This window comes from Tsukamurella tyrosinosolvens (genome assembly GCF_900104775.1).
Lineage (GTDB): Bacteria > Actinomycetota > Actinomycetes > Mycobacteriales > Mycobacteriaceae > Tsukamurella > Tsukamurella tyrosinosolvens.
Genome location: NZ_FNSA01000003.1, coordinates 22,464 through 47,883, shown reverse-complemented (window position 1 = coordinate 47,883; position 25,420 = coordinate 22,464). Strand labels below are relative to the sequence as shown.

Genomic DNA, 25,420 nt, shown 5'->3' with positions numbered 1-25,420 from the left:
TCCGATGCGAGTAGTGGTTCCGTTGGCCGGTGGCCTGTCACCGGCCGACTGGGCGGATCGCCATCGCTCCGGCGAGGTTCCCGATCGCTCACCGTACGGCCTCGATCGGATGGCGGATCACGGCATCGAGCTGCGGTTCAGCTCGACGAACCCGGCCGACGAGCCGTGGCCCGTCCGACGGCTGGCGCAGTCGGTCCGACATCGGACCGGTGGGTACGAGCTCGTCGAGGCGATGCGCGCGAAGCCGAAGGTGCCGGCAGACGCGGTCCTCGCGTACGACGAGCGCACGGGCGTACCCGCCTTGCTGAGCGGGGACATACCGGTCGCCGCCGGCGTCGGCTGGCTGACGACGCGCGCGGCCGCCGGTCGGGTGCACGGCGCGCTCGCGCGACGCGCGCTGCCCCGCGCCCGCACGGTGTGGGCGCAGTGCTCGGCGGTCCTTCCGCTCATGGCGAGCGAGTGGGGCGTGGCCCCCGAACGACTGCACTTCGTCCCCCTCGGGATCGACACGGACTTCTACTCGGAGCAACCGCAGGCCTCCGCACCGCACACCGTGATGAGCGCCGGTGAGGACCGCTTCCGCGACCACGCGACCCTGGTCCGCGGCGTGGCGGCCGTGCGGAGCCGGATCCCCGACGTCCGGCTGGAATTGGCGTCCAGCCTCCCGGTGGATGCGACCGACGGCCTCGTCACCGTGCACACCGAACGACTGAACGGCCGGATCCGCGAACTCTACGCGCGCGCCGGCATCGTGGCGATCGCGCTGCACCCGACGGTCACCGGTTCCGGCCTGACCGTCGTGCTCGAAGCGATGGCCAGCGGCCGACCCCTCGTCGTCACCGACAACCCCGGAGTCGCGGACTACGTTCAGCACGGCGAGACCGGCCTGCTGGTGCCACCCGGGGATGTCGATGCCTTCGCCGCGGCCATCGAAGTGCTCGCTCGCGACGACGACATGCGGATCGAGATGGGACGACGCGCCGCTGTCGTCGCCAGGACCCGGTTCACGAGTGAGATCATGGCGCGCCACCTGGCTGAGATGCTGCGGGCCATGTGACTTCGGTCAGTCGGGCCCGCCGCAGGCGCAGAAGCGCGGGCGGCCCCTGGACCAGGTAACGCCGCGCCAGTCGGCGCGGTTCCTGGAGAAGCCGATAGAGCCACTCGGCACCCGCGCGCTGCCACCGTTCCGGCGCCCGCACCACCATTCCGGCCATGAAGTCGGCGGCGGCGCCGAACGGAAGCAGCACCGCGGCACCGGTGTGCGGGCCCGCCTCGTCGATCCACCGTTCCTGGCGGGGCTTCCCGAGCCCGACGATCAGCACCGTCGGAGACGCCGACCGAACCTCGGCCACGATCCGTTCCGCGACGTCCCGGTCGTCGAGCTCCGCGCGCTCCGGCGCCCAGAAGCCCACCACCGCCAGCGTCGGATACTCCTCCCGCAGCACGGGGCGCAGGCGATCGTGCATCTCCGGCGTACCGCCGACGAACCCCACCCGCCAACCACGCTCTGCAGCGCGGGCGATCACCTGCGGCAACAAGTCGGCTCCGGTGACCCGGGGCCAGTCACAGCGCGCGAGCATGGCACCGCGGCGGGCGATGGGGGCCCCGTCCGCGACCGACAGCCAGTCCACGTCGCCGCCGAGGCGCCGGCCACCTGGACCGAAGTGGTGCAGATGGTCGACGTTGACCGAGCACACACCCAGCGGGCGCGTACCGCCCTCGGCGATGCGTCGTTCGATCCGATCGAGGACGTCCGCGCCGCTCACACACACGATCGGGGAGTCATCCACGAGCAGCGCGGGGCGCGTGCTCATTCCGCCCCTCCTGCGCAGAGGGGGACGACGGGCGCCGAGGCGGACCATCGGTCGATCGCAGCGCACCTCGTCGAGCACCGGCGCGCGCACACAGGATTGGGGCTCACAAGTTCATAGTATGGTGAATCCCTAGATCGCTGTAATTGCAACCTCACATCATCTCGATCGGGTCGGCAGATACGGCCGGATCCGATGGAACGGGGTACCGATGAGCGCAGTGCACTTCCCCGGTCGACGCGCGTGACCGCCGCGCCGACCGCGCCGGAACGGACGGTGAGGAACCGCGGCGACCTGGGCGCCACGGTGGTCTTGGCTATCGTCGCCGGCGCCCTGGTCTTTCAGGCCGTCCAGGATCCGAGCATGTTCAAGTACGCCCTGGCGGGGTGTGCGATCCTCGTCGTCACCCTGGTGCATCCGCGCTGGTACATCTACCTCACGATCGTCTTCGCGTTCTTCACGTTCCCCGCCGCAGTGGCCTTCGGCCGCGATCTCGGGCTCTTCACGATCCTCCCGTACGAAGTCGCGGCGATCATCGCCCTTCTCGTGCTGCTCCGCGACCGCGTCCAGGTACGGCCGATCGACGTGATCCCCGCTCTCTGTTTCCTCGGGATGGTGGCGGCAGCCGCGTTCCACGGCCACGATGTGGGGAACGACTCCTTCCGCATCGCCCGCGAGGTGCAGTTCCTCTTCGACACCGTCCTCGGCTATTTCTACGGTCTCGTGGTCGTCCGCGCCGGCCTCGTGTCGAAGCTCGCCAAGGTGTGTGTCCCCGTGCTGTGGGGCTCCGCGGCCATGATCGCCATCGCCTCCGTGACCGGCCTCGTCCTCGAGGGACGGGCGGACGACCTGGCGAAGGAGAACGCCGCCGAATCGGGCATCCGATACATCACGAACGTCCAGATGGCCGCCACCGCGGTCCTCTGCGTCGGGGCGGCGTGCTTCCTCCTGAAGCTGCCTGGACGGCGGTTCTTCCTCTGGGCGATCCCGCCGACATTGTTCATCATCCTGATGTCGTTCAGTCGCAACACGATCATCGGACTCGCGGTCACCCTGGCGGTCTGCGTCGTGTTCGGCGGGACGCTGCGCACCCTGCCGCGCGCCGCCGCACTCGCGGCGGGCGGAACGCTGGGGATCGTCGGTGCCACCTCGGCGCTGTTGTTCCTCGGACAGGGAACTCCGGTCGGGAAATGGCTTTCCACCACCGTCGAGAGCTTCCAAGGGCGCGTTCTCGGAGGCGTTTCGGCCCAGTACCTGGCCACGGACAACTCCCTGAACGACCGGCTCGTGGAGAACTCGAATCTCATGAGCAACTTCACCAAGGAGCCGTGGTTCGGGCACGGCGCCGGGTTCGCCTACAAGTCGCACTTCGGCACGCCCCGTAACTTCGTCCCCGCGCCCGACAGCTCCTACGCCCACAACTTCTACCTGTGGTGGCTGGTCAAGGCAGGCGTCATCGGGATGGTGTTCTTCGTCGCCTTCGCCCTGATCCCCCTGTACCGGGCACTCCGTTCCCGACGCCGGCCGGCGATCGCGGCGGCCGCGATCTCCACCGCACTGATGGCGATCTCCGTCGTCGCGCCGCTGCCGCTCGATCCCGCGAACTCCCTGTTGTTCGGCATGGCCCTCGGTGCGGCCGCGGGGTACTCCGCAGTCCCCCGGACTGCCGTCCCCCCCGGGATACCGCCGGAGGCTAAGCGGCTTCCTCCGGCTCCCGACGTGCTCGCCGCGATCGGTAGCGGTCCAGCAGCCACACCACAACCAGAACGACGCCGATCGCCGCTTCGATCAGGAGGATCGCGTCGAGGGGCTGGCGGAACCTCGTCCGAGTGAAGAAGAGGGCCATGAACGGACCGTTCGCGACGAACAGTCCGACGACCAACCACTCGACGGGCTGTACCGACAGTCGCCGGTGGAGACCGAACCGGACGCTCGTCGCCGCGATCAGCACGACGAAGGCCAGTACCACGAGCGCGATCCGCGCCGTGCTGTCCGTGCCCTCGACAGCGGTCGTGGGGGCGTTGTACGGCGAGAAGTAGTTGACCGTTTTCGCCACGTAAAGGCGCAGGGCAGCGACCGGATCGCTCAGGATCCAGTCGATCGCCGACTGCCGGAGGTAGGCGTCTCGGTCCGGTTCGCTCATACCCACGGCGGCCTCGAGGTACCGGTCGATGTCCACGTCCACGCCGGAGTCACCCGTCGCCGACGGGTTGTTCCCGATCAGTAGGTTCTGCCCACCGCTCGTGCTGATCAGCACCGGCGTGCCGAACCTGACGGTGTTGAACGCGGTCCACGCGAGGACGGGCAGAGCGGCCGCCGCGCCACCGATCGCCGCGAATCGCACCCTGTTCCCCTTCTGGCGGACCAGGATCCATGCGCCGACGACCAGGGCGGTGAGCGCCATCGTCGGCACGGAGAGCACCTCGACGGCCATCAGCAGACCGACGGCCGCGCACGCCAGGACCGACAGGGGCGCACCGTCCTGTGCACGCGTCGCGAGAAGGACGAGGAGCGCGAGGCCTGCGGTCGCGAGCGCCTGCGGGTACAGCGTGGTCGCCGTGTACGCGTCGATGGGGTACAGCAGTACCGCGGGTGCCGCGAGCGCGCCGAGCGGACGACCCGAGATCCGGACGGCGGCGACGCCGGCCGCCGCCGCCGCGATCACCAGGAGGATCGCGGGCACGACCGGCAGGAGCCACGTCGGCAGCCCCACCGCCAGGAAAGCGGCAAGCAGCAGCGGCCAGGCGGGAGGCCGGTACGCCGACTCGGCGCCGTACAACCGGTACCCCTGTCCGTCGACGATCCCCTGCGCGATACCGACGTACTCCTTCTCATCGCCGTACCGCAACGGGGTACCAACGCGTATTGCATACGCGACGAGGACCAGCGCCAGGACCAGGAATCCGATCCCCGCCACGCGCTGGGACGGGCTCAGGCGTGACAACGCACTACGTCTGCTGGTCATCGGGCTCCCTCCGGCTACTATTGCAGCTGCATCATCGCAGTGTGGTCCGGCGACCCCTCCCCCGAGGGCCGCTTCGCGCTCACGCCCGGTCTCGCCGGCCCGACGACGGCCCGGCGGCGCGGCGGCGGCGAACGACTCCGCCGGTGGCGCCACGACGAGGAAGCGAGCAGATGGAGTCGAAGAAGCAGGCCGGTACCTCCGCGACGCCCGCAACCCGCGGCAGCGGAGGGCGTTCCGGCGCGAACCGCAGGCAGGTACTGGTGGGATCCGCCGCTACTCTCGCCGGAGCGACCGCCGCCGGACTGGTGGGCTACCGATTCGGCGACACGGAGGACGAGGCCTCGGTAGCCGTGGGTGATCGGCAGTTCGTCGCGGTGTCCGCGTTCGAGGGCACCACGCGCGTCGTCGACGGATGGCCCGCCCTCACCTTCGGTCCGGACTCGGAGACCAACGCCATCGCGACGGTGGGGCTTCCCGAGGGCGCAGCACTGGTCAGTGTCGACCTCGTGTGGATCGCCCCCCAGCCGGGGCCCGGTTCCGTGCGGTGGACGGCGGGCATGATCCGCGCCGAGCGCACGGTCCCGCTGGGCGAGCAGTCGAACCGCACCTGGCTCGCCGCGGTGGCCGCGGTGAAGGAGCCCGCGGGTGCCGTGATGACCACGCGGATCGGCGAGTATCCCGTCAGTCCGGACATGCCCGCTGTACGCCTGATGGTGACGCGGGAGGCCGCGGCCGCCGAGGACGACTTCCGCGGTCCGGTCCATCTCCTCGGTGTGACCATCACGGTGGTGAAGACGTCTTTTACGTGACCCCGGCAGGCGTGGCGATTCCGCCGTCGCTGCGCCTGCGCGGGGTGAACATCAATCCGAGCTTCTTCTCCGGCGTCGCCGCCGACGAGGTGTGGAGCGAGTTCTGGCGGCGTTGGGACTACGAGACCTGGATCAGACCGATGATCGATGACGCGGCGTCGATCGGGGCGAACGCGATCCGCGTGTTCGGCAACACCGCCGTCGTGTCATCGGGCGCCATCACCCTCGACGAGTACCTGCGCAGGTGGAAGCAGGTCCTCGACCACGCGACCGGCGCCGGCATGTACATACTGCCCTGCGGGGGCGACCTCTCTCACTGGGGACCGGACACGACGCGCTCCGCTGCGGAGCGCATCTACCGCGCGTGGGCCCGGGAGCTGCGGCGCTACCCCCGGGTGATCGGCATCGACGTCACCAACGAGGCGAACGACCAGAGCCGCACGCGGACCACCCTCGGCTACGACCAGCCCGAGCCGTGGCTGGACACGGTGCACCGGCTCGGCGACATCGCGCGGAGCGCATCGGGCAAGCCCGTCACCCACTCGCGGAGCGTCCGGTCCAAGTTCGAGTGGCGGAGCGGCTCCGTCGCGACCGACGCGCTCAGCGACTTCCTCAGCATCCACTGCTACTACGCACCCGCACCCGAGGACCCGGACGTCCTGCGTACGACGCCGTGGGGTGCGGGCAAGGACGTCGTCATCGGGGAGTTCGGCACGGACGCCGGCGCCCCGCGGGCGGTCTGGGAGGAGCGGTTCGCCGCCGTCGCGCGGCTCACCACCGGCTCGCCCACGCGTGTGGGCTCCTTCCTCTGGCCCACCTACGACGCGACCCCGGACGCGTCAGCCCCCTTCCACTCGCCCGGCGCCCCCCGGCCGGCGGTAGCGACGGCGTTCCGCACGCTCCCCCTCGACCGATGAAACGCGATCCCCAACGAGGTAGCACTGACATGGTTCCCCCCCTCCGCGTCCGCAACGTCCGCCGCCGGCTGTCGTGCCTGTCCCTGTGCATCGCGGCGACGGTCCTCGCCGGTTGCGGCGATGCCGCCCCGGCACCGCTGTGGAGCGGCGACTTCGAGACCGGGTCGCTGTCGGAGTTCGCCGCTCCCACCCCTGGGACGGAACGCCAACCGACACCGACGCTCGAGTCCGGCACCGTCGCCGCAGGACGCAACGCCGTCGCGTTCACGCTGGAGGGCGACCAGACGGCCACCTCGCTCCTTCCCGGGACCAACAAGACCGCCTCCCTGGCGGAGGGGGACGACCTGTGGTTCTCCTGGTACCTGCAGCTCGACCGCGACTTCCCGCAGGCCCCGGAGGGATTCCAGATCCTGTCGGAGTGGAAGAACTCGGGCCTGGGCACGGCGCCCCTCGCCTTGGTCATCGACCCGTCGGGCACGTTCAAGGCGCAGGGCGGCTTCGGCCACCCGGACGGGAATCGCGCCTCCGCCGTCGACCTGGGAACCGCCCGCCGCGGCGCATGGATCGCATGGACCTGGCACGTGGTCTTCTCCACCGATCCGCAACGAGCGCGGGTGTCGATCTGGATGGACGACCAGGAGGTCGCGAAGGACTGGCAGCCACTCGGTGGCACGCTGTACCCGGCGACGAACGCGCGGGGAGAGAATCCGAACAAGGCCGACGGTCCGTTCAGCACGTGGCGGATCGGCTACTTCCGGCCGACCGCGGTCGAGACCAAGGGCACGGTCTACTTCGACGCGCTGCGGGTGGGTACCAGCCGGGAGTCCGTGAAGCTTCCCACGCTCAACTCCCGCTGAGGTGCACACAGCCTCCGGCGCCAAGGGGGCAGCTCACAGCCTACGCAGATGCAAATATCATTCACCCTCTGTATCATGACCATGTTCCGGCGCAAAGACACATGCCGGTACCGCCCGGGCTCCGTTTCCGGGAACCCGTACCGAAAGGCCGCCAGGTGAAACTCACTGATCTGCCCCGCGTCGCTCGCGATCACTGGATCCTCGTGACGGTGACCGTGATCGTTGCTCTCGCGGTCGGCGTGGGCGCCTCCCTCGCGACGCCGCGGGAGTACCGCGCCGCGACCCAGCTGTACATCTCGGCAGGCCAGGACACGTCGGGCCAGGAGGCCTACAACGGCGTCGTCATGTCCCAGCAGCAGGTCGCGTCGTACGCGATCCTCATCGCGAGCGAGGAGACGGCCTCTCGCGCCCTGCGATCGATCGGCTCGAACGAGAATCCGGCCGAGCTGGCCAGTCGGATCACCACGTCGTACATTCCGGAGACCGTGATCCTCAACGTCTCCGTGACGGACTCGGACGCCAAGCACGCCGCCGACCTGATCAACGCGGTATCCCGATCCTTCGTCAAGTATCTCGACGAGCTCAACCAATCGTCGGCCAAGGACATCAAGGCGTCGCGCGCGACGCTGGTGCGGCAGGCTGACCCGCCCGCTGCGCCGGAGAGCAGGTACGTCGCGCGTAACGGCGCACTCGCTCTCGTGCTGGGGCTCCTCCTCGGCCTCGGCTTCGCCTACGCCCGCGAGTCGTTCCGCCGGGGGCCGAGCCCCGCCGTGCCCGCACCTTCCGCCGACGATGCACCCACCTCGCCCATCGCCGCTACCGGCGCTGAAGCGGCCGCCCGAGGCACGCCGCGCCTGGTCGCCGTCGTCGCTGCGCCCGACGAAGCCCCGTCGACCGACTCCCCGCTCGCCCGGATCACGCGCAACGTGCCCGTGGGGCCGGTCGCAATGCCGGCCCTCCGCCCAGGGGATCGTGAATCGAGCCGCGCGATGACCCGGTGGCGCGATCGAGTCGAAGAGGTGCCGGAGGAGGACGAGCTCCCCTTGCCCGTCCTCGAGGAGAAGTCATCGGACGATGCGCCCGACGAGGTCGCGAACTCCGCCGCTCCCGACACCGCCGACAGCGAAGAGACGGCGGCCGACGAGACAGGCGCCGAGAACGAGGAACGAGATCTCGGGAACGCTCGCAAGGCTTTGTGATCCTGCGCGGCGGATGCGGCATGCGCGGGGACCCGAGATCGGCCCGGCAAGGCGCCCGCCGATCGGGACCAGGACCTAGGAGTTCGCCCGGCGGATCGCTATCCTGACCGCATCGTGAACGCCCGCCCCCACCTCCGCACCCGGCTGCCCGCGCTCGTCTCCGCATGGTGGTACGACGGCCCCACCTACGACGAGCGGATCTCCTATCTCCGCAACCGCTCGCTTCTCGGCATGGTGCGCGCGGTGGTCAGCATCTGCGCGTTCCTGCTCGGGCTGATGTCGTTCGCGCTGATGCTCGGCATCGAGCCGCTGACCACACCGATCGTCGTGCGCCTGATCGTCTGCGGCGTCGTGGCCGTCGGCTGGGCGGTGCGCTGGCAGGTGGGCCCGATCCCCACGGCGCGGGAGGCGGCGATCTTCGTCGGCACGGCGATCATCGCGATCTACGCGGCCACGTCGGCCCAGACCGACCCCGTGGCCGCCGCGCTGGGGATCGCGAGCCTGGCGATGATCGCGACCTTCGGCGCGCTCATCCTCTCGACCCGGGCCTTCGTCCTGAACTCCCTGCTCGTCGCGGCCGCCATCGCCGCGTCGGCGCCGCCGGTCGCCGCGGAGCACGGCGCGCTCCTGACGACGATCGGGACGGGGATCCTCGTCGGCGCCACCATCGGCGTGCCGGCGACGATGCAGTTCGGCATGTCCTTCTCCTGGCTCGACACCGCGGAGGCGGGCACCGACCAGCTGACGGGCATCCCCAACCGCCGGGGCCTCAGCACGCGCTGGTCGACCTGGGCGATGCGCCGCATGCCGTCCGCCGCGCACGTCGGCGTCCTGGTCCTGGATCTCGACCGGTTCAAGGAGATCAACGACCGACAGGGCCACGCCGCCGGGGACGAGGTCCTCGTACGGGTCGCGCGCGTGCTGCGCGTCGAGGGCGCCGCGGACGACGCGATCGTCGCCCGGCTCGGCGGCGACGAATTCGCGCTGCTCGTCATGGGCCGGAGCACGCCCGCGTGCCTCGCCCTCGGCGAGCGCATCCGGCGCGGCGTGGCCGCGCTCCCCGGTTCCGGCGGGATCACGGTCACGGCGAGCGTCGGCGTCGGCGTGGAGGAGCACCCCGTCGTCGACGCCTCCCTGCTCGAGACGCTGCTCGCGCGGGCCGACCGGGCGATGTACACCGCGAAGCGGACCGGGGACGCGGTCGTCCTGGCCTCCTGACCCGACGGTGCCGCACCGTCGGGCCCGGGAGGCGGTCAGTCGCGGACGAGGCCCGGGAGGCGGCGGGTCATGATCTCCTCGGCGTCGCCGACGACCTTGTCGACGACGGCGGCGACGGTGTCGACCTCGTCGACGAGGCCCTGCGTCTGCCCGGCCCACCACATCCCGTCCTCCATGCGCCCCTCGGCGAGGACGTTGGCGCGGCCGCGAGCGCCGGAGGCGAGCTCGGCGACGTCGTCGAAGGTCGCGCCGGGGCGCTCGCCGATCTCGACGATCTGCTCGGAGACGGTGTTGCGCACGACGCGGGCGGTGTTGTGGAAGTTGCGGAAGACGAGCACGGTGTCGCGTTCGGAGTTGGCGACGATCTGGTCCTTGACGTTCTGGTGGATCGGGGCCTCGACGGTCGCCATGAAGCGGGTGCCCATGTTCACGGCGTCGGCGCCGAGGGCCAGCGCCGCTGCGAGGCCGCTGCCGGTCGCGATGCCGCCCGAGGCGATGACGGGAATCGTCAACTGCCGCACGGCGGCCGGGATGAGGACCAGGCCGGGCACGTCGTCCTCGCCCGGGTGGCCGGCGCATTCGAAGCCGTCGATGCTGATCACGTCGACGCCCTTGCGCTCCGCGGAGAGGGCGTGCCGCACGCTGGTGGCCTTGTGGATCACCTTGACGCCGGCGGCCTGGAAGTCGGGCAGGTGCGGCGCCGGGCTCGACCCGGCGGTCTCGACGATCGTGATCCCGGACTCGACGATCACGGCGCGGTACTCGTCGTAGGGGACGGGGTTGATCGTGGGCAGGATCGTCAGGTTCACGCCGAAGGGCTTGTCCGTGAGGTCCTGGGTGCGCTTGATCTCCGCGGCCAGCGCCTCGGGGCTCGGCTGGGTCAGCGCGGTGAGGAAGCCCAGCGCGCCGGCGTTGGCGACGGCCGAGATGAGCGGGGCGGTGCCCAGACCCGTCATGCCGCCGCAGACCACCGGGTGGTCGATGCCGAACATCTCCGTGATGCGTGTGCTGATCATGCGCGGTCGTGGTCCTCTCGGGTATGGCCTGTGAACCCTCACAGTCTGGACGAAGCGGGCCGTGGGCGCCGTGGTTCGCCGCCCCGTCGCCGCGCGGGGTCGACGGTGCCCGGGCACAACCGCGCCCGACGGTGCGAGGGGCGCACTGAGCGCGCCGCCGCCGCGGTGAGAAGCGGGGGTCAGGCCTCGGCGGCGCGAGCGGCGGGCGACGTGGCGAGGTACGCCACGGCCTGCGCGGTCGACCCGATCGAGGCGGGATCGAAGCTCGGCTTGAAGTAGAGCAGCGTGTACTTGATGACACTGCGGATCTTGGGCAGCAGGCCCTTGTGCGACGCCTTGAGGTACTCCCACCACAGCCGCGGGTACGAGTAGCTGAAGTGCGGGTCCGTGCGCAGCATGTAGCCCGACGACCGGTGCAGGGTGAGCCCGAGGAAGAAGACGATGGTGAGCATCGCCCGCACCCGGTGCAGGTAGCCGGGGTCGAAGTAGTTCGCCACGTCGTGCGCGACGGACCGGTGCTCGACCTCCTCGGCGCCGTGCCAGCGGCAGATGTCGGCCATGACGGGGTTGACGTCGTACGCGTCCCAGGAGTTGTTGAGCGCGAAGACGCCGAGGATGGCCGTGTAGTGCTCGATGCCGGCGATCAGCCAGAGCCGCTGCACCATGTCGTTGTACTGGGCGCGGTCGGAATGGTAGCGGCGCGGCGCCAGGATCTTCCGGAAGGTGTACTCCATCTGGCGCGCGAGGGGCGCGGTGTCGATGCCGCACCGCTCCAGGTACTCGGACAGCGCCCGGTCGTGCGACTCGGCGTGCATCGCCTCCTGGCCGATGAAGCCGCGCATCGTTCGCGCGAGGTCCTCGTCCTTCACGTACGGCAGCGCCTCGGTGTACACCTCGCAGAACCAGCGCTCCCCCTCGGGGAGGATGACGTGCAGGATGCTGCTGACGATGTCGCTGGCCACGGGCTGGCCGGGGATCCACTCGAGCGGGACGTTCTCCCAGTCGAACTCGACGTTCCGGGCATGGATCTCCACGCCGACGGGTTCAGCGGCCTGTGCCTTCGCGCCGGCCTTGTTGCTGAGGGACACCATGCTCGACTCCAGCCCTGTCGGATCGATTCGTACAACGATGTAGGAACTGATTCCGAAGTCTGCTGCGCCCGCGGTGATATGTCAAGCGCTGATTTCTATCACGTCGCCGGGGTGTCGGCCGTCAGGTCGGAGGAGTCGGCGAAGACCAGATCGCTGGCGGCCGTGAGCACCGCCCACCGTCGGGCGGGCTCGGCGATGCGCTCCCCGTCGTACTCGGTGGCGACGGGGGTGAAGTCGCCGAAGTCGTCGACGATGCGGCCCGCCGACTCGCGGTCCGTACCGGCGAACGCGACCACGGCCGCGCCGACCTCGATCGCAGGACCGTCGGAGGACGGGGCATCGGGCGCGGTCGCCTCAGCGGTGTCGACGGCCTCGCGGCCGGCTTCGGGATCGGGGGCGGTGGCGGTATCGGTCTTCGACCTGCGCATGGCGTTCGTGCCTTCCGTGAGGGCTGCTCGGCCCGGGTACGTGCCCGGGCCCGACGGTCCGCGGTGCTCCCCGCCGGCTGCTCGACGGATGTCGATCCTGCAGATTGCCAGTCGATGACGGCAATCATGTTCGTGATCTTCGAGGAGAAGATAAGCACACCAGCCAGGACGAGCGGAACCTCGTGCACCAGCGGTGACCGCAATTCCGCCCATTCCGCCCCGATCCGGGCCGGTCCGCCCACGGGTGTTCGCCGCACGATGCGATCGCGCAGGTCAGCGTGTGCGAGCCTTGCGGCCGGGCCGGGGTCGTGCTTCCCTGGCTGCAGCGCGGCGTGCCCGCGCCGCGGTTCCTGTTCCGTCCGGGGATCGTCCTTCACTCCCGTCAGGGCGGCCACGAGGCCGCATGTTCCGTCGCACTCCCCTCCGCCCGTGTCCCCTTCTCGGGCTCTGGCTCGTCTTCTTCGTCAACGGTGCCGTCCTGTCCAGCTGGGCGCCGCGCATCCCCGAGGTCAAGGACCGCCTGGCCCTCTCCGATCCCGCTCTGGGCACCGCCCTGTTCGGCGTCGCCGCGGGCTCGCTGCCCGCCCTGTTCCTGACGGACCGGCTGCTGCGCCGGGTCGACGGCCGCGTCGTCTGCGTGGTGTCCGCGGTCGTCTTCGCGGCGGGCCTGCCGGCGATCGCGGCGGCGACGGGGCCCGTGTCGCTGGGGCTCGTGCTCGCGGCCCTCGGCGCGGCGTCCGGCGTGCTCGACGTCGCGATGAACACCGCCGGCATCGAGTACCAACGGCGCCGGGCGGGGACGCCCGTCATCGCCCGGCTGCACGGCGGCTACAGCCTGGGCGTGTTGTCCGGGGCCGCGGGCGGGGCCGCCGCAACCGCCGGCGGCATCTCGGTCGCGGCGCACTTCGCCGCCGCAGCAGCGGGCCTCCTCGTGCTGCTCTCCGTCGCTGCGCCGCACGTCCCGCGGATCTCGGGGCTGCGGTCCGCCGCGTCGCGCACCGTCGCGCCCGACGGGATGCCCGACGGCCCGTCGGGCGCGCCCGGCGCCCGGATGTCCTCGGCGCGCACCATCACCCCCGCGGTCGCGGCGGTGGCAGTGGCGGGGCTCCTCCTCGAGGGCGTGCTCACCGACTGGTCGGCGCTGCTCGTCGCGCGGGACCGCGGCGCGGGGTTCGCCGTCGGCGCGACGGTCGTGGTCGCGTTCAGCCTCGCCATGTTCGTCTCCCGCTCGGCGGGCGACGGGATGCTCCCGCTGCTCGGCCGTCGGCGCTACCTCCTGCTCGCCGGACTCGCGGGCGGGGCCGGTACGGCCGTCGGACTCGTCGTTCCCGGCTGGTTCGCGACGTACGCGGGGGTCGTGGTCGTCGGGCTGGCCCTCGGGCCGGTCTTCCCGCTCGCGATCGACCTCGCGGCGGAGCGGTCACCCGGTTCCGTGGCGGGTGCGACCGCCGCGGTGAGTGCGGTCGGGTACCTGGCGTACCTCGGCGGGCCGCCCCTCGTGGGCCTGCTCGCGCGGCCCGTCGGCCTGCCGATGACGGTCGCGCTGGTCGGCGCGGTGGCGGGTGCCGCGCTCGCCGGGGCTGCGATCGCCCTGGCCGCGTCTCGGCGTCTTCCGGTGGGTTCGACCGAGATGGGCCATGATCGAGGGGGAGCTGTCCGGGTTGTGCACTCGCAACCGCAGCCGGACGGAACAGCGGACCGATGGAGGCGACGATGAGGGCTCGATGGATCCTGCTTCCCGTGCTGGGCGTGGCCGGGACGGCGGCGGCCCGGGCTCGCATGCTCCGCGGCGTGGCGCCCGGGCTGCGGCACCCCGCCGCGGCGGTGATCCCCTCGATCGGACCCGTCACGCTGCGGGCGGCGCGGGCGGCGCGCGGACCGTCGGGCATGCCGGCCGGGGGCGGGGTCGCCGTGCGGCGCCACGACGTCGACGGCGGGCAGGACGTCTACGTCTACACGCCCGCGGAGCCGAACGGCGCTGCGCTGCTGTGGATCCACGGCGGCGGCACGATCATCGGGGCACCCGAGATCGACCACGCGCGCTGCATCCGGATGGCGCGCGACACCGGCACCGTCGTGGTGAGCACGCGGTACCGCCTCGCTCCCGAGCACCCGTTCCCCGCCGGGCACGACGACTGCTACGCGGCGCTGCGGTGGCTGCACGACGGTGCCGCCGAGCGCGGGCTCGACCCGGCGCGGGTCGGCGTCGGCGGGGCCAGCGCGGGCGGCGGACTCGCCGCCGGGGTGGTGCAGCGCGCCGTCGACGAGGGCGTGCCCGTGGCCTTCCAGCTACTGGTCTACCCGATGCTCGACGACCGCACGACGACTCGGCCCGCCGATCGTCGCGGCGCCCTCGTCTGGACGCGGCGGTCCAACGCCTTCGCCTGGGACGCCTACCTCGGCGCGGGGCACGCGGAGCGGGACGTGCCCGCGTACGCCGCGCCCGCCCGGCGCACCGACCTCACCGGCCTGCCGCCGGCGTGGATCGGGGTGGGCGAGCTGGATCTCTTCCACGACGAGGACGTCGACTACGCGCGCCGGTTGGAGGCCGCCGGGGTGCCGGTGGAGCTCCTCGTCGAGCCCGGGATGTACCACGCCGCCGACCTTCTCGCGGCTCGCGCGGCGCCGATGCGCGCCTTCGCCCGGTCCGCGATCGGGGCCCTGCGTCGGAACCTGGCGCCGCGGGACTGACCCGCCCGGGGGTCACACCGGCTCGGCCCCGGCCGTGTAGGCGTCGCTGTCGGACGGGCCGGTGCCGGCGAGCATGATGCGGTCCGCCACCGCGTCGAGGTCCACCTCGGGCCCCGCGGACGCGGAGTGCGCGATCGTGATGACCGCCTCCACGTGCGGATCTCCGTCGGCGTAGGCGGTCACGTCGATGACGATGATGTCGGTGCTCGCCTTGACGACGTGCGAGGCGAGCCGCGCCCCGAAACTGAGCCGCTGCCCGATCCGCAGCGGACGGCGCACCGTGAACTGCTGGGCTGCGTGCACGATGCGGGACAGGTTGCACTGCGGAATCGAGCGGCTGACCAAGGCGGAGGCGGCGTCGAACATGGGCGCCGCGAGCAGCGTTGCCGGTACCGGGGTGTCGGCGGGGAGTATCCCGCGCGCCCCGTACGGGACGTGGGGATCGCGGACCGCCCGGGCGAAGCCGCGGACCACCTCGGCGCTGACTTCGTAGGCATCGTCGTACCAGATCTCCCACCCCTCGGGGCGAGTGGATTCCGGCACGTTCAGAAGGGGGATCACACGACGTTCTTAGCGCATTCCGGGCACCGTTGCACACCGATGAATTGTCGTACGACGAAATCTAATTCCGCACTGCGCGAAGGACGTTGAACTCGTCTACCGTCCTGTTCCAAGCGCCCGGTTCGTCGCGCGGAACACTGCCCGTCGCGCCCGACGGGCCGAACGATGGGAACCCTCATGACCGGTCTCGATCCGCACTTCGACGACGTCCAGGCTCACTACGACCTGTCCGACGAATTCTTCGCCCTGTTCCTGGACCCGACGCGGACCTACTCCTGCGCGTACTTCGAGCGCGACGGGATGACGCTCGAGCAAGCGCAACTCGCCAAGATCGACCTCTCCCTGGGGAAGTTGGACCTGAAGCCCGGCATGACACTGCTGGACGTCGGCTGCGGCTGGGGTACAACGATGCTGCGCGCACTCGAGAGGTACGACGTCCACGTGATCGGCCTGACTCTGTCGAAGAATCAGTACGAAACAGTCGGCCGCCGGCTGGAGGAATCACCGTCCGGGCGATCCGCGGAGGTCCGCCTCCAGGGCTGGGAGGAGTTCGACGGCCCCGTCGATGCGATCGTGAGCATCGGAGCGTTCGAGCACTTCACCCACGAGCGTCATCTGGCGTTCTTCGATCGCGCCTTCGATATCCTGCCCGCGGGCGGCAGGGCGATGATCCACACCATCATGACCCTGGGAATGGACACATTCCGGGGAGCCAGCCGTGTGACACGGGCCGACTTCGACTTCTTCCGATTCATCCGCACTGAGATCTTCCCCGGCGGGGAACTGCCCATCACCCGATATTTCCCGCTGCTCGCCGAAATGGGCGGTTTCGACGTCACTCAGGTGCAGAGTCTTCAACCGCACTACGCGAAGACCTTGGACATCTGGGCCGCGAATCTCGAGGCAGCCCGTGAGCGCGCGCTGGCGATCCATCCCGAGTCCGTCTACGACACCTACATGCGGTACCTCACCGGGTGCGCCGACGCGTTCCATCGCGGCCTGATCGACGTCCGGCAGCACACACTGGTGAAGCCGGCGCACGGCGGCAGGCACCGCTCGCTCGAGGAGGTACTGGAGATGCACCCCGAGATCGACGCCACTGCCGGCACCACCGCGGCACGCTTCATACCGTCGCGGTAGCACGCCGCGGCGGGCGAATGCCGGATCCGAATCCGCCGGCGCCCGGGGGACCGCGTCGGGTCAGCCGGCGGAACGGCGGCGGTGCGCCCTGGTGAGACGCCCCGCCAGGTAGCTCTCGACCGTGTCCGCCAGCGAGCGATCGGACGACGGTAGGGGGCGAACGCGGAACCCTCCGTCGACGCCGGCTTCGGCGCCGCGGTCGTCGACGACGGCGATCAACGGTGTGGAACGGATCAACGCCTCACCCAGTGCTATCCGCCAGATGCCGCGGACCGTCTCCGTGGCATCGTCCGCATCGAAGCCGAGATCGCGGACGCTGTCGGTGAGTTCTCGCAGGTGGCTGTCCGTGAACTCCTCGACCCCGATGCAGCCGTCCACGATCCCCGCGAGCGCCCACGACTGCGCTTCGAGGAAGCGGACGACGGCCTCCGACGTCTGCACTGCACGCTCGAACGGGTCCTGCGATTGCGGCGCGCGCCGGTAGTCGTCCAGGCCGCTGTGCCGGCTGAACAGGAAGCCGAGCAGCTCGTTCTTCGACTCGAAGTAGTAGTAGATGCCCATGGGGCTCGTTCCGAGTCGGCCGGCGAGGTAACGCATCGAGAGCTTGGCGTACCCCTCCTGCGTCACGATCTCTATCGCCATCGCGACGATCTTGTCCCGGCTCAACCGGGGTGGCCGCCCTGCGCGACCCTTCGTCTCCATACGGTGCGGTGCCTCCTGATCGGAACCATGTCACCGAGTATTCGGAGCCGAAGCCGCCGGGGATGGAATCGATTCGCGATCGGGCCGCTCAGACAGGGAGCGCGGCACCGGCGGGCGTACATCGACGACGAAAAAACCCGAGGCCGCGACTTCGCGACCTCGGGTTCCGCAGTTCCGAGAACTGTACTGTGGGCGAAGGGGGACTTGAACCCCCACGTCCCGAAGGACACTGGCACCTGAAGCCAGCGCGTCTGCCATTCCGCCACTCGCCCGAGCGACCGGAGAAGATTAACACGAGACGTCGGACGGTGTGAAATCGGATCGCGACCTGGGGCTCCTGCCTTGCCGGGGCACCGTCGTACGTGCTACCAAAGGGACAGTTGGGACCAATGGGGTTACGCTGACTTCGCCGTGCCCCGATCGCGGCTATCATCATTGGTCAGAACATGCATCACGACACGCTGAGGAAGGGGGAAGTCGTTCCATGGGAATCCTGCAGCGGTTCGAGCGCAAGCTCGAGGGCGCGGTGGGCGACGGCTTCGCCCGCGTCTTCGGCGGCAAGGTGGTCCCCCAGGAAGTGGAGGCCGCTCTCCAACGCGAGGCTGAGGATCAGCTGCAAACCCTCGGGGACGGGGCGTACCTGGTACCGAACAAGTACGTCATCGCCGTCTCCCCCACCGATCAGGAGACCTTCGAGGCGGACCGCGAGCTCGCGATCCGTGCCTTCTCGAAGCACCTCGACGAATACATCCATGACAACGGCTGGCAGACTTATGGTGACGTGGTCGTGCACTTCGAGCAGTCACCAGGCCTGCACACGGGCCAGTTCCGGGCCCGCGGCACCGTGGATCCGGATGCAGTCCCCCAGAACCTTGTACCCCAGCGACCACCTGCAGAATCAGGAGCCGATTCGATGAGCAACAATCCCGGATACGACCAGGGACGGCACGGCGGCCAATACGACCAGGGCGGCTACCAGCAGCAGCAACAGCCGGGGTACGACCAGAACTACGGTCAGCAGCAGCCCGGCTACGACCAGAACTACGGCCAGCAGAACTACCAGCAGCCCGCGTACGACCAGGGCTACCAGCAGCAGCCCGGCTACGACCAGGGCTACCAGCAGCCGGCGCAGGGTTACGACCAGGGCTACCAGCAGCCCGGGTACGACCAGAACTACGGCCAGCAGAACTACCAGCAGCCGGCCTACGACCAGGGCTACCAGCAGCAGCCCGCGTACGACCAGGGCTACGGCCAGCAGGGCTACGACCAGGGCGGCTACCAGCAGCCCGGGTACGACCAGGGCTACCAGCAGCCGCAGGGCGGATACGCCCAGCCGCAGGCGGTGACGCTGTACCTGGAGGACGGCTCCAACCGCACCTTCGCGCTGCGCGAGGGCACCAACGTCATCGGCCGCGGCCAGGACGCCCAGTTCCGCCTCCCCGACACGGGCGTCTCGCGCCGGCACGTGGAGATCCGCTGGGACGGCTACGCCGCGGTCCTCAACGACCTCGGCTCCACCAACGGCACCTCCGTCAACGACGTGCCCGTCTCCAACTGGGAGCTCGCCGACGGCGACCGGATCCGCGTCGGCCACTCCGACATCGTGGTCCGCTTCCAGTAGATTTCACTTCGGGCACGCGAAAGCAGACCCGCAGAAGCGCCCGCACACCGGGCGCCGGACGAGTGTGCGTCGAATGAGACCAGGAGGGAGGCACCGTGCAGGGACTCGTGTTGCAGTTGACCCGGGCGGGCTTCCTCCTGTTGCTGTGGCTGTGCATCTGGCTGGTCATCAGCGCGCTCCGGTCCGATGCGCGCCTGGCGTCGGGCCTGCGGCCCCGGCAGAAGGAGGCCAAGGCACCCCGTCGGGCCCTGTTCTCCCGCACCAGCAAGGTCGCGAAGTACCTCGTGGTCACCCACGGCCCGCTCGCCAACACGCGGATCACGCTCGGCCAGCAGCCGGTGCTCATCGGCCGCGCCGACGACTCGACGCTCGTCCTCAACGACGACTACGCGTCGACCAGGCACGCGCGCCTCGCCCGCGACGGTGACGACTGGTACGTCGAGGACCTCGGCTCCACCAACGGCACCTATCTGGCCCGCAACAAGGTCACCACTCCCACCCGCGTCCCGCTGGGCACTCCGGTGCGCGTGGGCAAGACAGTGATCGAGTTGCGCCCGTGAGCCTTGTCCTTCGATACGCCGCACGCTCCGACCGGGGCCTCGTCCGCAGCAACAACGAGGACTCCGTGTACGCCGGGGCCCGCCTGCTGGCGCTGGCCGACGGCATGGGCGGCCACGCCGCCGGCGAGGTCGCCTCGCAGCTGATGATCAACGCCCTCGCGCCCCTCGACGACGACGAGCCCGGCGGCGACCTCCTCGACACCCTCGAGGAGGCGATGGTCGCCGGCAACGAGACCATCGCCGAGCAGGTGGCCGAGGACCCCGAGCTCGACGGCATGGGCACGACGCTCACCGCGATCCTCTTCGCCGGCTCCAAGCTGGGCCTGATCCACGTGGGCGACTCCCGCGGCTACCTGCGGCGCGACGGCCAGCTCATCCGCATCACCAAGGACGACACCTTCGTCCAGACCCTCGTCGACGAGGGCCGGATCACCGCCGAGCAGGCGCACACCCACCCGCAGCGCTCGCTCATCATGAAGGCGCTCACCGGGCACGAGGTGGAGCCCACGCTCACCCTGCGCGAGGCGAAGGCGGGCGACGTCTATCTGCTGTGCTCCGACGGCCTCTCCGACGTGGTCAGCGACGAGACCATCGGCGAGACCCTCGAGCTGGCGACCGAGGACGTCAGCGCCGCCGCCGACCGGCTCATCGAGCTGGCGCTCAAGTCCGGCGGCCCCGACAACGTCACCGTCGTGGTGGCCCGCGTCGAGGACACCAGCTTCGGGCAGAGCCGCCCCATCGTCGGCGGCGCCGCGAACGACGACGACGAGGACTACGTCCCGCCGGCCAACACCGCCGCCGGCCGGGCCGCCGCGCTGCGCCCGCCGAAGAAGGCCCCCCGCCGCGTCGTCGCGACCGACGTCGACGAGGAGCCCGAGACCGGCTCGCGCCGCAAGTGGATCGCCCTCGGCGTGCTGCTCGTGCTGCTCGTCGGCGGTGCCATCGGCCTCATCGTCACCCGCTCCGTGGTGAACTCCAGCTACTTCGTCGCGGCCACCGATAAGGGCACCATCGCCATCTCGCACGGCGTGAAGGTCTCGATCTTCGGGCGGAAGCTGAACTCGCAGCAGGAGGTCGTCTGCATCGCGGAGACCACGGGCGCCGCGGAGCGCGCCCCGCAGGGCTGCACCCCGCTCACCGTCGACGACCTGACGCCGCGCGGCCGCGCCAACCTGGCCGGACTGCCCTACGCGAGCTCGCTCGACGACGCCCGAGAACAGGCCCGCAACCTCACCGACCGCGACAACCTCATGGAGCGGTGCGCGATCACCACGGAGATCGAGGCGCCCGCCCCGCCGGCGCAGGCCCCGCACGACCCGACCGTCCCGGCACCGTCGACCACGCCTGCGCCGCCCGCCGGCGAGACGCTCGCGCCGCCCCCGGCGCCCGTCACCAAGGTCGTGACGCAGACGTCGACGCCGGAGCGGCCCTGCCGCGGAGGCCCCTCGTGACGTCGGGCGTCATCACTCCCGGTTCGGGCATCGCGCTCGACCCGAACCGACGTTCCCGGACCTACGAGCTGGTCCTCCTCGGCGCCGCCACGGTGGTGACGGGGACCTCGCTCGCGCTGGTGGAGTGGGCGCAGGAGCAGCGGGTCACGCTCGACCTGGCGAAGTACGTGGTCGCGTTCGTCGTGCTCTACGGCGCCGCGCACTACGCGGTGCGGCGGTTCGCCCCGTACGCCGACCCGGTCATCCTGCCGGTGGTCGCGATGCTCAACGGCCTCGGCCTGGTGCTGATCCACCGCCTCGACCTGGGCAACGCGCACGCCGAGAACGGCCGCGTCACCGAGACGCAGGAGGCGAACCAGCAGATCCTGTGGACCCTGCTGGGCCTCGCGGTGCTGGTCGCGGTGCTCGCGCTGCTGCGGGACCACCGGACGCTGTCCAAGTACGCGTACACGATCGGCCTGGCCGGCGTGGTCTTCCTCGCGCTGCCGGCGCTGCTGCCGTCGAGCCTGTCGGAGATCAACGGCTCGAAGAACTGGATCAAGACGCCGCTGTTCAACATCCAGCCGAGCGAGATCAGCAAGATCCTGCTCATCATCTTCACCGCGGCCTTCCTGGTGTCCAAGCGCGACCTGTTCACCTCCGCGGGCCGCCGCATCCTGGGCATCGACCTGCCGCGCGCCCGCGACCTCGCGCCGCTGCTGCTGGTGTGGATCGTGGCGCTCGGCGTGCTCGGCTACGCCAACGACCTCGGCACGCCGCTGCTCATCTTCTTCACCGTCCTCGCGATGGTGTACATCGCCACCGAACGCATCGGATGGATCATCGTGGGCCTGAGCCTCGCGGTGATCGGCGCCGTGGCCGCCTACGAGCTGTTCCCGCACCTGCGCGTGCGCGTCGAGGTGTGGCGCGACCCGTTCGCCGCGTACGAGACCATCGGCTACCAGCCCGCGCAGGCCCTGTTCTCCCTGGCCACCGGCGGCCTCGCCGGCACGGGCTTGGGCTCCGGCCGCCCGACGATGGTGCCGTTCGCCTCGACCGACTTCATCATGGCCGCGGTCGGCGAGGAGCTGGGGCTGATCGGCCTCGCCGCCGTCCTCATGCTGTTCCTGGTGCTGATCTTCCGCGGCTTCCGCGCGAGCCTGACGGTGCGCGACAGCTTCGGCAAGCTGCTGGCCGCCGGCCTGGCCTCGACGATGGCGATCCAGCTCTTCGTCGTCGTCGGCGGCGTCACCAAGCTGATCCCGCTGACGGGCCTGACCACGCCGTTCATGAGCTACGGCGGCTCGTCGCTGCTCACGAACTACGCCCTCATCGCGCTGCTGCTGCGCATCTCCAACGCAGCCCGCGAGCCCAAGGTCGCCCGCAAGCCCGGCGCGCCGGTCCCCGACCGGCCGACCGAGATCGTGAAGCGCGTATGAACGCACCGATCCGCCGCATCTCCCTCGTCGTGGTCCTGCTCGTGGTCGCGTTGCTCGCCAACGCCACCTGGGTGCAGGTCTTCCGCGCCGACGATCTCCGCGCCGACAGCCGCAACGAGCGCGTGCTCCTCGACGAGTACGCGCGCCAGCGCGGCTCCATCCTGGCCGGCGGCCAGGTCATGGCCCAGTCGATCAAGACCGACGACCGGTACAAGTACCTGCGCACCTACCCGGAGAACATGGCGCGCGCGTACGCGCCGCTCACCGGCTACTACTCGATGATCTACAGCTCCAGCGGCCTTGAGCACGCCGAGGAGTCGGTCCTCAACGGCAGCGACGACCGGCTGTTCGGCCGGCGTGTCGTCGACCTGCTGTCCGGGCGCGACCCGAGCGGCGGCAACGTGATCACGACGATCAACCCGACGATGCAGCGCATCGCCTACGAGAAGCTGACCACGGCGTGCGGCTCGAACGGCCCGTGCCACGGCGCGGCCGTCGCGATCGAGCCGTCGACCGGCAAGATCCTCGCGATGGTCTCGACCCCCAGCTACGACCCGAATCCGCTGTCCTCGCACGACACGAGCGCGGTCAGCACGACGTGGGAGCAGCTCAAGGACGACCCGGACAAGCCGATGGACAACCGGGCGACCAGCTGGACCTACCCCCCGGGCTCGACGTTCAAGGTGATCACCACCGCCGCGGCGCTGGCCCAGGGCAAGGGCGTCGACCTGTCGACCCGGCTCACGGCCGACAAGCAGATCACGCTGCCCGGCGGCGGAAACACGACGCTGCAGAACTACGCGGGGATGACGTGCCCCGAATCCTCGGGCGGTACCGTCAGCCTGTTGCAGGCGTTCCAGTACTCGTGCAACACCGCGTTCGTGGATCTGGCCACGGCGAAGATGCAGGACGGAGGCGACGCGATCAAGGCGATGGCGAACAACTTCGGAATCAACTCGACGCCCGACCCCATCCCGCTGCGGGTCGCGCAGTCGGTGACCGGTCCGCTGTCCGACGGTGCCCAGACGGGCCAGTCGGCCATCGGCCAGCTCGACGTGGCGATGACGCCGCTGCAGAACGCGGTGATCGCGGCGACGCTCGCCAACGGCGGCGTCCGCATGCAGCCGTACCTGGTCGACTCCTTCCAGGCTCCCGACCTGACGAGTTTCGGCAGCACCAAGCCCAAGCAGCTGGGGCAGGCCATCACGCCGCAGGTCGCGGCGCAGATGCGGGAGCTGATGATCGCGTCGGAGCAGCACACGAAGGGCTCGGGCGGCCGGGTGCAGATCGCCTCGAAGACGGGCACGGCGGAACACTCCCAGGGCCAGCGCGGCGGCGAGGCGCCGCACGCGTGGTACATCGGGTACGGCCCGGTGAACGATCCGAAGGTAGCGGTGGCGGTCATCATTGAGAACGGTGGAAATCAAGGCGAGGCGGCGACCGGTGGGTCGCTCGCAGCGCCGATCGGACGAGCGGTGATTGGCGCCGCGGTGAACGGGCAGGGGAACTGATGAGTCTGCAGACCGGATCGGTGATCGCCGACCGCTACGAACTCCTCCGGCTCATCGCCACCGGTGGCATGGGCCAGGTCTGGGAGGCGATGGACACGCGGCTCGACCGCCGCGTCGCCGTCAAGGTACTCAAAGCGGAATTCTCCGAGGACCAGGAATTCCTCGCCCGCTTCCGCAACGAGGCCCGCACCACCGCCGCCCTCAACCACCCCGGCATCGCCGGCGTCTACGACTACGGCGAAACCGCCGACCAGGCCGGCGGCGCACCCCTGGCGTACCTGGTCATGGAACTGGTCAACGGCGAACCCCTCAACGCCGTCCTGAGCCGCCTCGGCCACCTGAGCCAAGCCCAGGCCCTCGACCTCCTCGAACAGACCGGCCGCGCCCTCCAAGTCGCACACACCGCCGGCCTGGTGCACCGCGACGTCAAACCCGGCAACATCCTCATCACCCCCACCGGACAGGTCAAGATCACCGACTTCGGCATCGCCAAAGCCGTCGACGCCGCACCCGTCACCAAGACCGGCATGGTCATGGGCACCGCCCAGTACATCTCCCCCGAACAGGCCTCCGGCGAGGACGCCACCGCCGCCTCCGACGTCTACTCCCTCGGCGTCGTCGGCTACGAATGCCTCGCGGGCAAGCGTCCGTTCTCGGGCGACGGTGCCATCACCGTCGCGATGAAGCACATCCGGGACCAGCCGGAGCCCCTGCCGGGCGACCTGCCGGCGCCGGTGCGCGAGCTGATCACGCTGACCCTCGGCAAGGATCCGCGGCAGCGTTACGCGAACGGCGGCGAGTTCGCCGACGCGGTCGCCGCGGTCAAGGCCGGGCAGCGTCCGCCGATGCCGCGCGGTTGGACCGGCGCCGCCCCCGCGGCGGCCGCCGCCGCGACCGGCGTCCCCGAGACGGCCGCCACGGCCATCGTGCCGCCCGCGGCCCGCCCGGGCCCGCAGCCGGTCTCCCGCAGCTCGAACCCGACGCCGCGGGCCGCTGCCCCCGCCACCTACTCGGACGGCGGCGGCTGGACCAAGGCGCAGAAGACGATTCTCGGGGTCTCGGTGGCGCTGCTGCTGCTGGCCGCGGCGATCGTCGGCGGCTACTTCATCACCCGGGACACCGGCAACGAGACGCCCCTGCCGTCGACGAGCACGTCCGACACGGGCACCGTCGCGCCGCCGCCGACGGGGACCTCCACCGCGGCCCGGCCGGTCCCGCCCCGGCCCACGACGGAGCCGCCGAAGACGGTGACCGAGACGTCGACGGTCGAGCCGACCACGACGCCCCCGCCGCCCAAGCCGACGACGACCCCTCCGCCGACCACCACGACGCCCCCGCCCACGACGACGGAGACGACGGACCCGCCGGTCACCGGGGGCGAGCCGACGACGAAGCCGCCGTGTACCGGCATCTTCGGGATCCCCCTCCCCTGCAACAACTAACGGATAACGGAC

22 protein-coding genes and 1 tRNA gene are annotated in these 25,420 nt (G+C 70.5%); 16 read left to right on the top strand and 7 right to left on the bottom strand.

Features of this window, described 5'->3' with window-relative positions:
• Positions 1–109: 109 nt before the first annotated feature.
• A complete protein-coding gene (locus BLW32_RS01760; RefSeq protein ID WP_231857309.1) occupies positions 110–1,057 on the top strand; it encodes a glycosyltransferase family 4 protein in 948 nt (315 codons plus the stop codon).
• Here BLW32_RS01760 and BLW32_RS01755 read toward each other — a convergent pair.
• The gene (locus BLW32_RS01755) at positions 1,017–1,814 is read right to left on the bottom strand and encodes a WecB/TagA/CpsF family glycosyltransferase (RefSeq protein ID WP_068740417.1); all 798 of its coding nucleotides are present in this window, start codon (positions 1,812–1,814) and stop codon (positions 1,017–1,019) included. The two genes, BLW32_RS01760 and BLW32_RS01755, sit on opposite strands and share 41 nt — an antisense overlap.
• Before the next feature lie 273 nt (positions 1,815–2,087).
• Between BLW32_RS01755 and BLW32_RS01750 the strand changes: the two genes are divergently transcribed.
• The 6 genes from BLW32_RS01750 (at position 2,088) to BLW32_RS01725 (ending at position 9,776) form a co-directional block, all read left to right on the top strand.
• Complete coding sequence (locus BLW32_RS01750) at positions 2,088–3,644, top strand: O-antigen ligase family protein (RefSeq protein WP_139286017.1); 1,557 nt, start codon at positions 2,088–2,090, stop codon at positions 3,642–3,644.
• A 1,302-nt stretch (positions 3,645–4,946) separates the two neighbouring features.
• A complete protein-coding gene (locus tag BLW32_RS01745; RefSeq protein WP_068740407.1) occupies positions 4,947–5,585 on the top strand; it encodes a hypothetical protein in 639 nt (212 codons plus the stop codon).
• Complete coding sequence (locus BLW32_RS01740) at positions 5,582–6,502, top strand: glycoside hydrolase family 5 protein (RefSeq protein ID WP_139286016.1); 921 nt, start codon at positions 5,582–5,584, stop codon at positions 6,500–6,502. The genes BLW32_RS01745 and BLW32_RS01740 overlap by 4 nt, the downstream gene beginning before the upstream one ends.
• 29 nt (positions 6,503–6,531) lie before the next feature.
• Positions 6,532–7,359: a heparin lyase I family protein gene (locus BLW32_RS01735; RefSeq protein WP_068740402.1), complete on the top strand. Its 828-nt coding sequence runs from the start codon at positions 6,532–6,534 to the stop codon at positions 7,357–7,359.
• 155 nt (positions 7,360–7,514) lie between these two features.
• Positions 7,515–8,558 carry a Wzz/FepE/Etk N-terminal domain-containing protein gene (locus tag BLW32_RS01730; protein WP_068740401.1) on the top strand — a complete coding sequence of 348 codons (1,044 nt, stop codon included), beginning with the start codon at positions 7,515–7,517 and terminating at the stop codon, positions 8,556–8,558.
• A 114-nt stretch (positions 8,559–8,672) separates the two neighbouring features.
• The gene (locus BLW32_RS01725) at positions 8,673–9,776 is read left to right on the top strand and encodes a GGDEF domain-containing protein (RefSeq protein WP_068740399.1); all 1,104 of its coding nucleotides are present in this window, start codon (positions 8,673–8,675) and stop codon (positions 9,774–9,776) included.
• A 35-nt stretch (positions 9,777–9,811) separates the two neighbouring features.
• Here BLW32_RS01725 and BLW32_RS01720 read toward each other — a convergent pair whose 3' ends face one another.
• The 3 genes from BLW32_RS01720 to BLW32_RS01710 form a co-directional block, all read right to left on the bottom strand.
• The gene (locus BLW32_RS01720; RefSeq protein ID WP_068740397.1) at positions 9,812–10,792 is read right to left on the bottom strand and encodes an NAD(P)H-dependent flavin oxidoreductase; all 981 of its coding nucleotides are present in this window, start codon (positions 10,790–10,792) and stop codon (positions 9,812–9,814) included.
• A 179-nt stretch (positions 10,793–10,971) separates the two neighbouring features.
• Positions 10,972–11,883 (bottom strand): metal-dependent hydrolase, encoded by a 912-nt coding sequence (locus BLW32_RS01715; protein WP_068526546.1) that lies wholly within the window; start codon positions 11,881–11,883, stop codon positions 10,972–10,974.
• Positions 11,884–11,981: 98 nt separating this feature from the next.
• Complete coding sequence (locus BLW32_RS01710; RefSeq protein WP_068740395.1) at positions 11,982–12,311, bottom strand: hypothetical protein; 330 nt, start codon at positions 12,309–12,311, stop codon at positions 11,982–11,984.
• Positions 12,312–12,714: 403 nt separating this feature from the next.
• Between BLW32_RS01710 and BLW32_RS01705 the strand changes: the two genes are divergently transcribed.
• Both BLW32_RS01705 and BLW32_RS01700 read left to right on the top strand, forming a co-directional pair.
• Positions 12,715–14,028 carry an MFS transporter gene (locus BLW32_RS01705; protein WP_068740393.1) on the top strand — a complete coding sequence of 438 codons (1,314 nt, stop codon included), beginning with the start codon at positions 12,715–12,717 and terminating at the stop codon, positions 14,026–14,028.
• Entirely contained in the window at positions 14,025–15,002 is a 978-nt protein-coding gene (locus BLW32_RS01700; protein WP_068741190.1) for an alpha/beta hydrolase, read from the top strand. Before BLW32_RS01705 ends, BLW32_RS01700 begins: the two co-directional genes overlap by 4 nt.
• A 12-nt stretch (positions 15,003–15,014) precedes the next feature.
• On the opposite strand, the gene BLW32_RS01695 is transcribed toward BLW32_RS01700, so the two are convergent.
• Entirely contained in the window at positions 15,015–15,545 is a 531-nt protein-coding gene (locus tag BLW32_RS01695; protein ID WP_225536075.1) for an FAS1-like dehydratase domain-containing protein, read from the bottom strand.
• A 195-nt stretch (positions 15,546–15,740) separates the two neighbouring features.
• On the opposite strand from BLW32_RS01695, the gene BLW32_RS01690 reads away from it, so the two are divergent.
• The gene (locus tag BLW32_RS01690; RefSeq protein WP_068740391.1) at positions 15,741–16,703 is read left to right on the top strand and encodes a cyclopropane mycolic acid synthase family methyltransferase; all 963 of its coding nucleotides are present in this window, start codon (positions 15,741–15,743) and stop codon (positions 16,701–16,703) included.
• Between the two features lie 60 nt (positions 16,704–16,763).
• On the opposite strand, the gene BLW32_RS01685 is transcribed toward BLW32_RS01690, so the two are convergent.
• Together BLW32_RS01685 and BLW32_RS01680 are read right to left on the bottom strand one after the other, a co-directional pair.
• Entirely contained in the window at positions 16,764–17,345 is a 582-nt protein-coding gene (locus tag BLW32_RS01685) for a TetR/AcrR family transcriptional regulator (protein WP_170181054.1), read from the bottom strand.
• 249 nt (positions 17,346–17,594) lie between these two features.
• A tRNA-Leu gene (locus BLW32_RS01680) sits at positions 17,595–17,677 on the bottom strand.
• Positions 17,678–17,889: 212 nt separating this feature from the next.
• On the opposite strand from BLW32_RS01680, the gene BLW32_RS01675 reads away from it, so the two are divergent.
• The 6 genes from BLW32_RS01675 (at position 17,890) to BLW32_RS01650 (ending at position 25,408) form a co-directional block, all read left to right on the top strand.
• Positions 17,890–19,026, top strand: coding sequence for an FHA domain-containing protein (locus BLW32_RS01675; RefSeq protein ID WP_068740385.1), 1,137 nt, complete (start codon positions 17,890–17,892; stop codon positions 19,024–19,026).
• Positions 19,027–19,121: 95 nt separating this feature from the next.
• Positions 19,122–19,586, top strand: a complete 465-nt coding sequence (locus BLW32_RS01670; RefSeq protein ID WP_068526518.1) for an FHA domain-containing protein FhaB/FipA — start codon at positions 19,122–19,124, stop codon at positions 19,584–19,586.
• Positions 19,583–21,037: a PP2C family protein-serine/threonine phosphatase gene (locus BLW32_RS01665; RefSeq protein WP_068526517.1), complete on the top strand. Its 1,455-nt coding sequence runs from the start codon at positions 19,583–19,585 to the stop codon at positions 21,035–21,037. Before BLW32_RS01670 ends, BLW32_RS01665 begins: the two co-directional genes overlap by 4 nt.
• Positions 21,034–22,455: an FtsW/RodA/SpoVE family cell cycle protein gene (locus tag BLW32_RS01660; protein WP_068740382.1), complete on the top strand. Its 1,422-nt coding sequence runs from the start codon at positions 21,034–21,036 to the stop codon at positions 22,453–22,455. Before BLW32_RS01665 ends, BLW32_RS01660 begins: the two co-directional genes overlap by 4 nt.
• On the top strand, positions 22,452–23,966 hold the full coding sequence (locus BLW32_RS01655) for a peptidoglycan D,D-transpeptidase FtsI family protein (protein ID WP_068526515.1): 1,515 nt from the start codon (positions 22,452–22,454) through the stop codon (positions 23,964–23,966). The genes BLW32_RS01660 and BLW32_RS01655 overlap by 4 nt, the downstream gene beginning before the upstream one ends.
• Positions 23,966–25,408: a serine/threonine-protein kinase gene (locus BLW32_RS01650; RefSeq protein ID WP_068740377.1), complete on the top strand. Its 1,443-nt coding sequence runs from the start codon at positions 23,966–23,968 to the stop codon at positions 25,406–25,408. The genes BLW32_RS01655 and BLW32_RS01650 overlap by 1 nt, the downstream gene beginning before the upstream one ends.
• The last annotated feature ends 12 nt before the right edge of the window (positions 25,409–25,420 follow it).

Coding starts and splice junctions, on each gene's coding strand:
- BLW32_RS01760 (WP_231857309.1), top strand. CDS start 110: ATGGCGGATCACGGCATCGAGCTGCGGTTCAGCTCGACGAACCCGGCC.
- BLW32_RS01755 (WP_068740417.1), bottom strand. CDS start 1,814: ATGAGCACGCGCCCCGCGCTGCTCGTGGATGACTCCCCGATCGTGTGT.
- BLW32_RS01745 (WP_068740407.1), top strand. CDS start 4,947: ATGGAGTCGAAGAAGCAGGCCGGTACCTCCGCGACGCCCGCAACCCGC.
- BLW32_RS01735 (WP_068740402.1), top strand. CDS start 6,532: ATGGTTCCCCCCCTCCGCGTCCGCAACGTCCGCCGCCGGCTGTCGTGC.
- BLW32_RS01720 (WP_068740397.1), bottom strand. CDS start 10,792: ATGATCAGCACACGCATCACGGAGATGTTCGGCATCGACCACCCGGTG.
- BLW32_RS01715 (WP_068526546.1), bottom strand. CDS start 11,883: ATGGTGTCCCTCAGCAACAAGGCCGGCGCGAAGGCACAGGCCGCTGAA.
- BLW32_RS01710 (WP_068740395.1), bottom strand. CDS start 12,311: ATGCGCAGGTCGAAGACCGATACCGCCACCGCCCCCGATCCCGAAGCC.
- BLW32_RS01705 (WP_068740393.1), top strand. CDS start 12,715: ATGTTCCGTCGCACTCCCCTCCGCCCGTGTCCCCTTCTCGGGCTCTGG.
- BLW32_RS01700 (WP_068741190.1), top strand. CDS start 14,025: ATGAGGGCTCGATGGATCCTGCTTCCCGTGCTGGGCGTGGCCGGGACG.
- BLW32_RS01690 (WP_068740391.1), top strand. CDS start 15,741: ATGACCGGTCTCGATCCGCACTTCGACGACGTCCAGGCTCACTACGAC.
- BLW32_RS01685 (WP_170181054.1), bottom strand. CDS start 17,345: ATGGCGATAGAGATCGTGACGCAGGAGGGGTACGCCAAGCTCTCGATG.
- BLW32_RS01675 (WP_068740385.1), top strand. CDS start 17,890: ATGGGAATCCTGCAGCGGTTCGAGCGCAAGCTCGAGGGCGCGGTGGGC.
- BLW32_RS01655 (WP_068526515.1), top strand. CDS start 22,452: ATGAACGCACCGATCCGCCGCATCTCCCTCGTCGTGGTCCTGCTCGTG.
- BLW32_RS01650 (WP_068740377.1), top strand. CDS start 23,966: ATGAGTCTGCAGACCGGATCGGTGATCGCCGACCGCTACGAACTCCTC.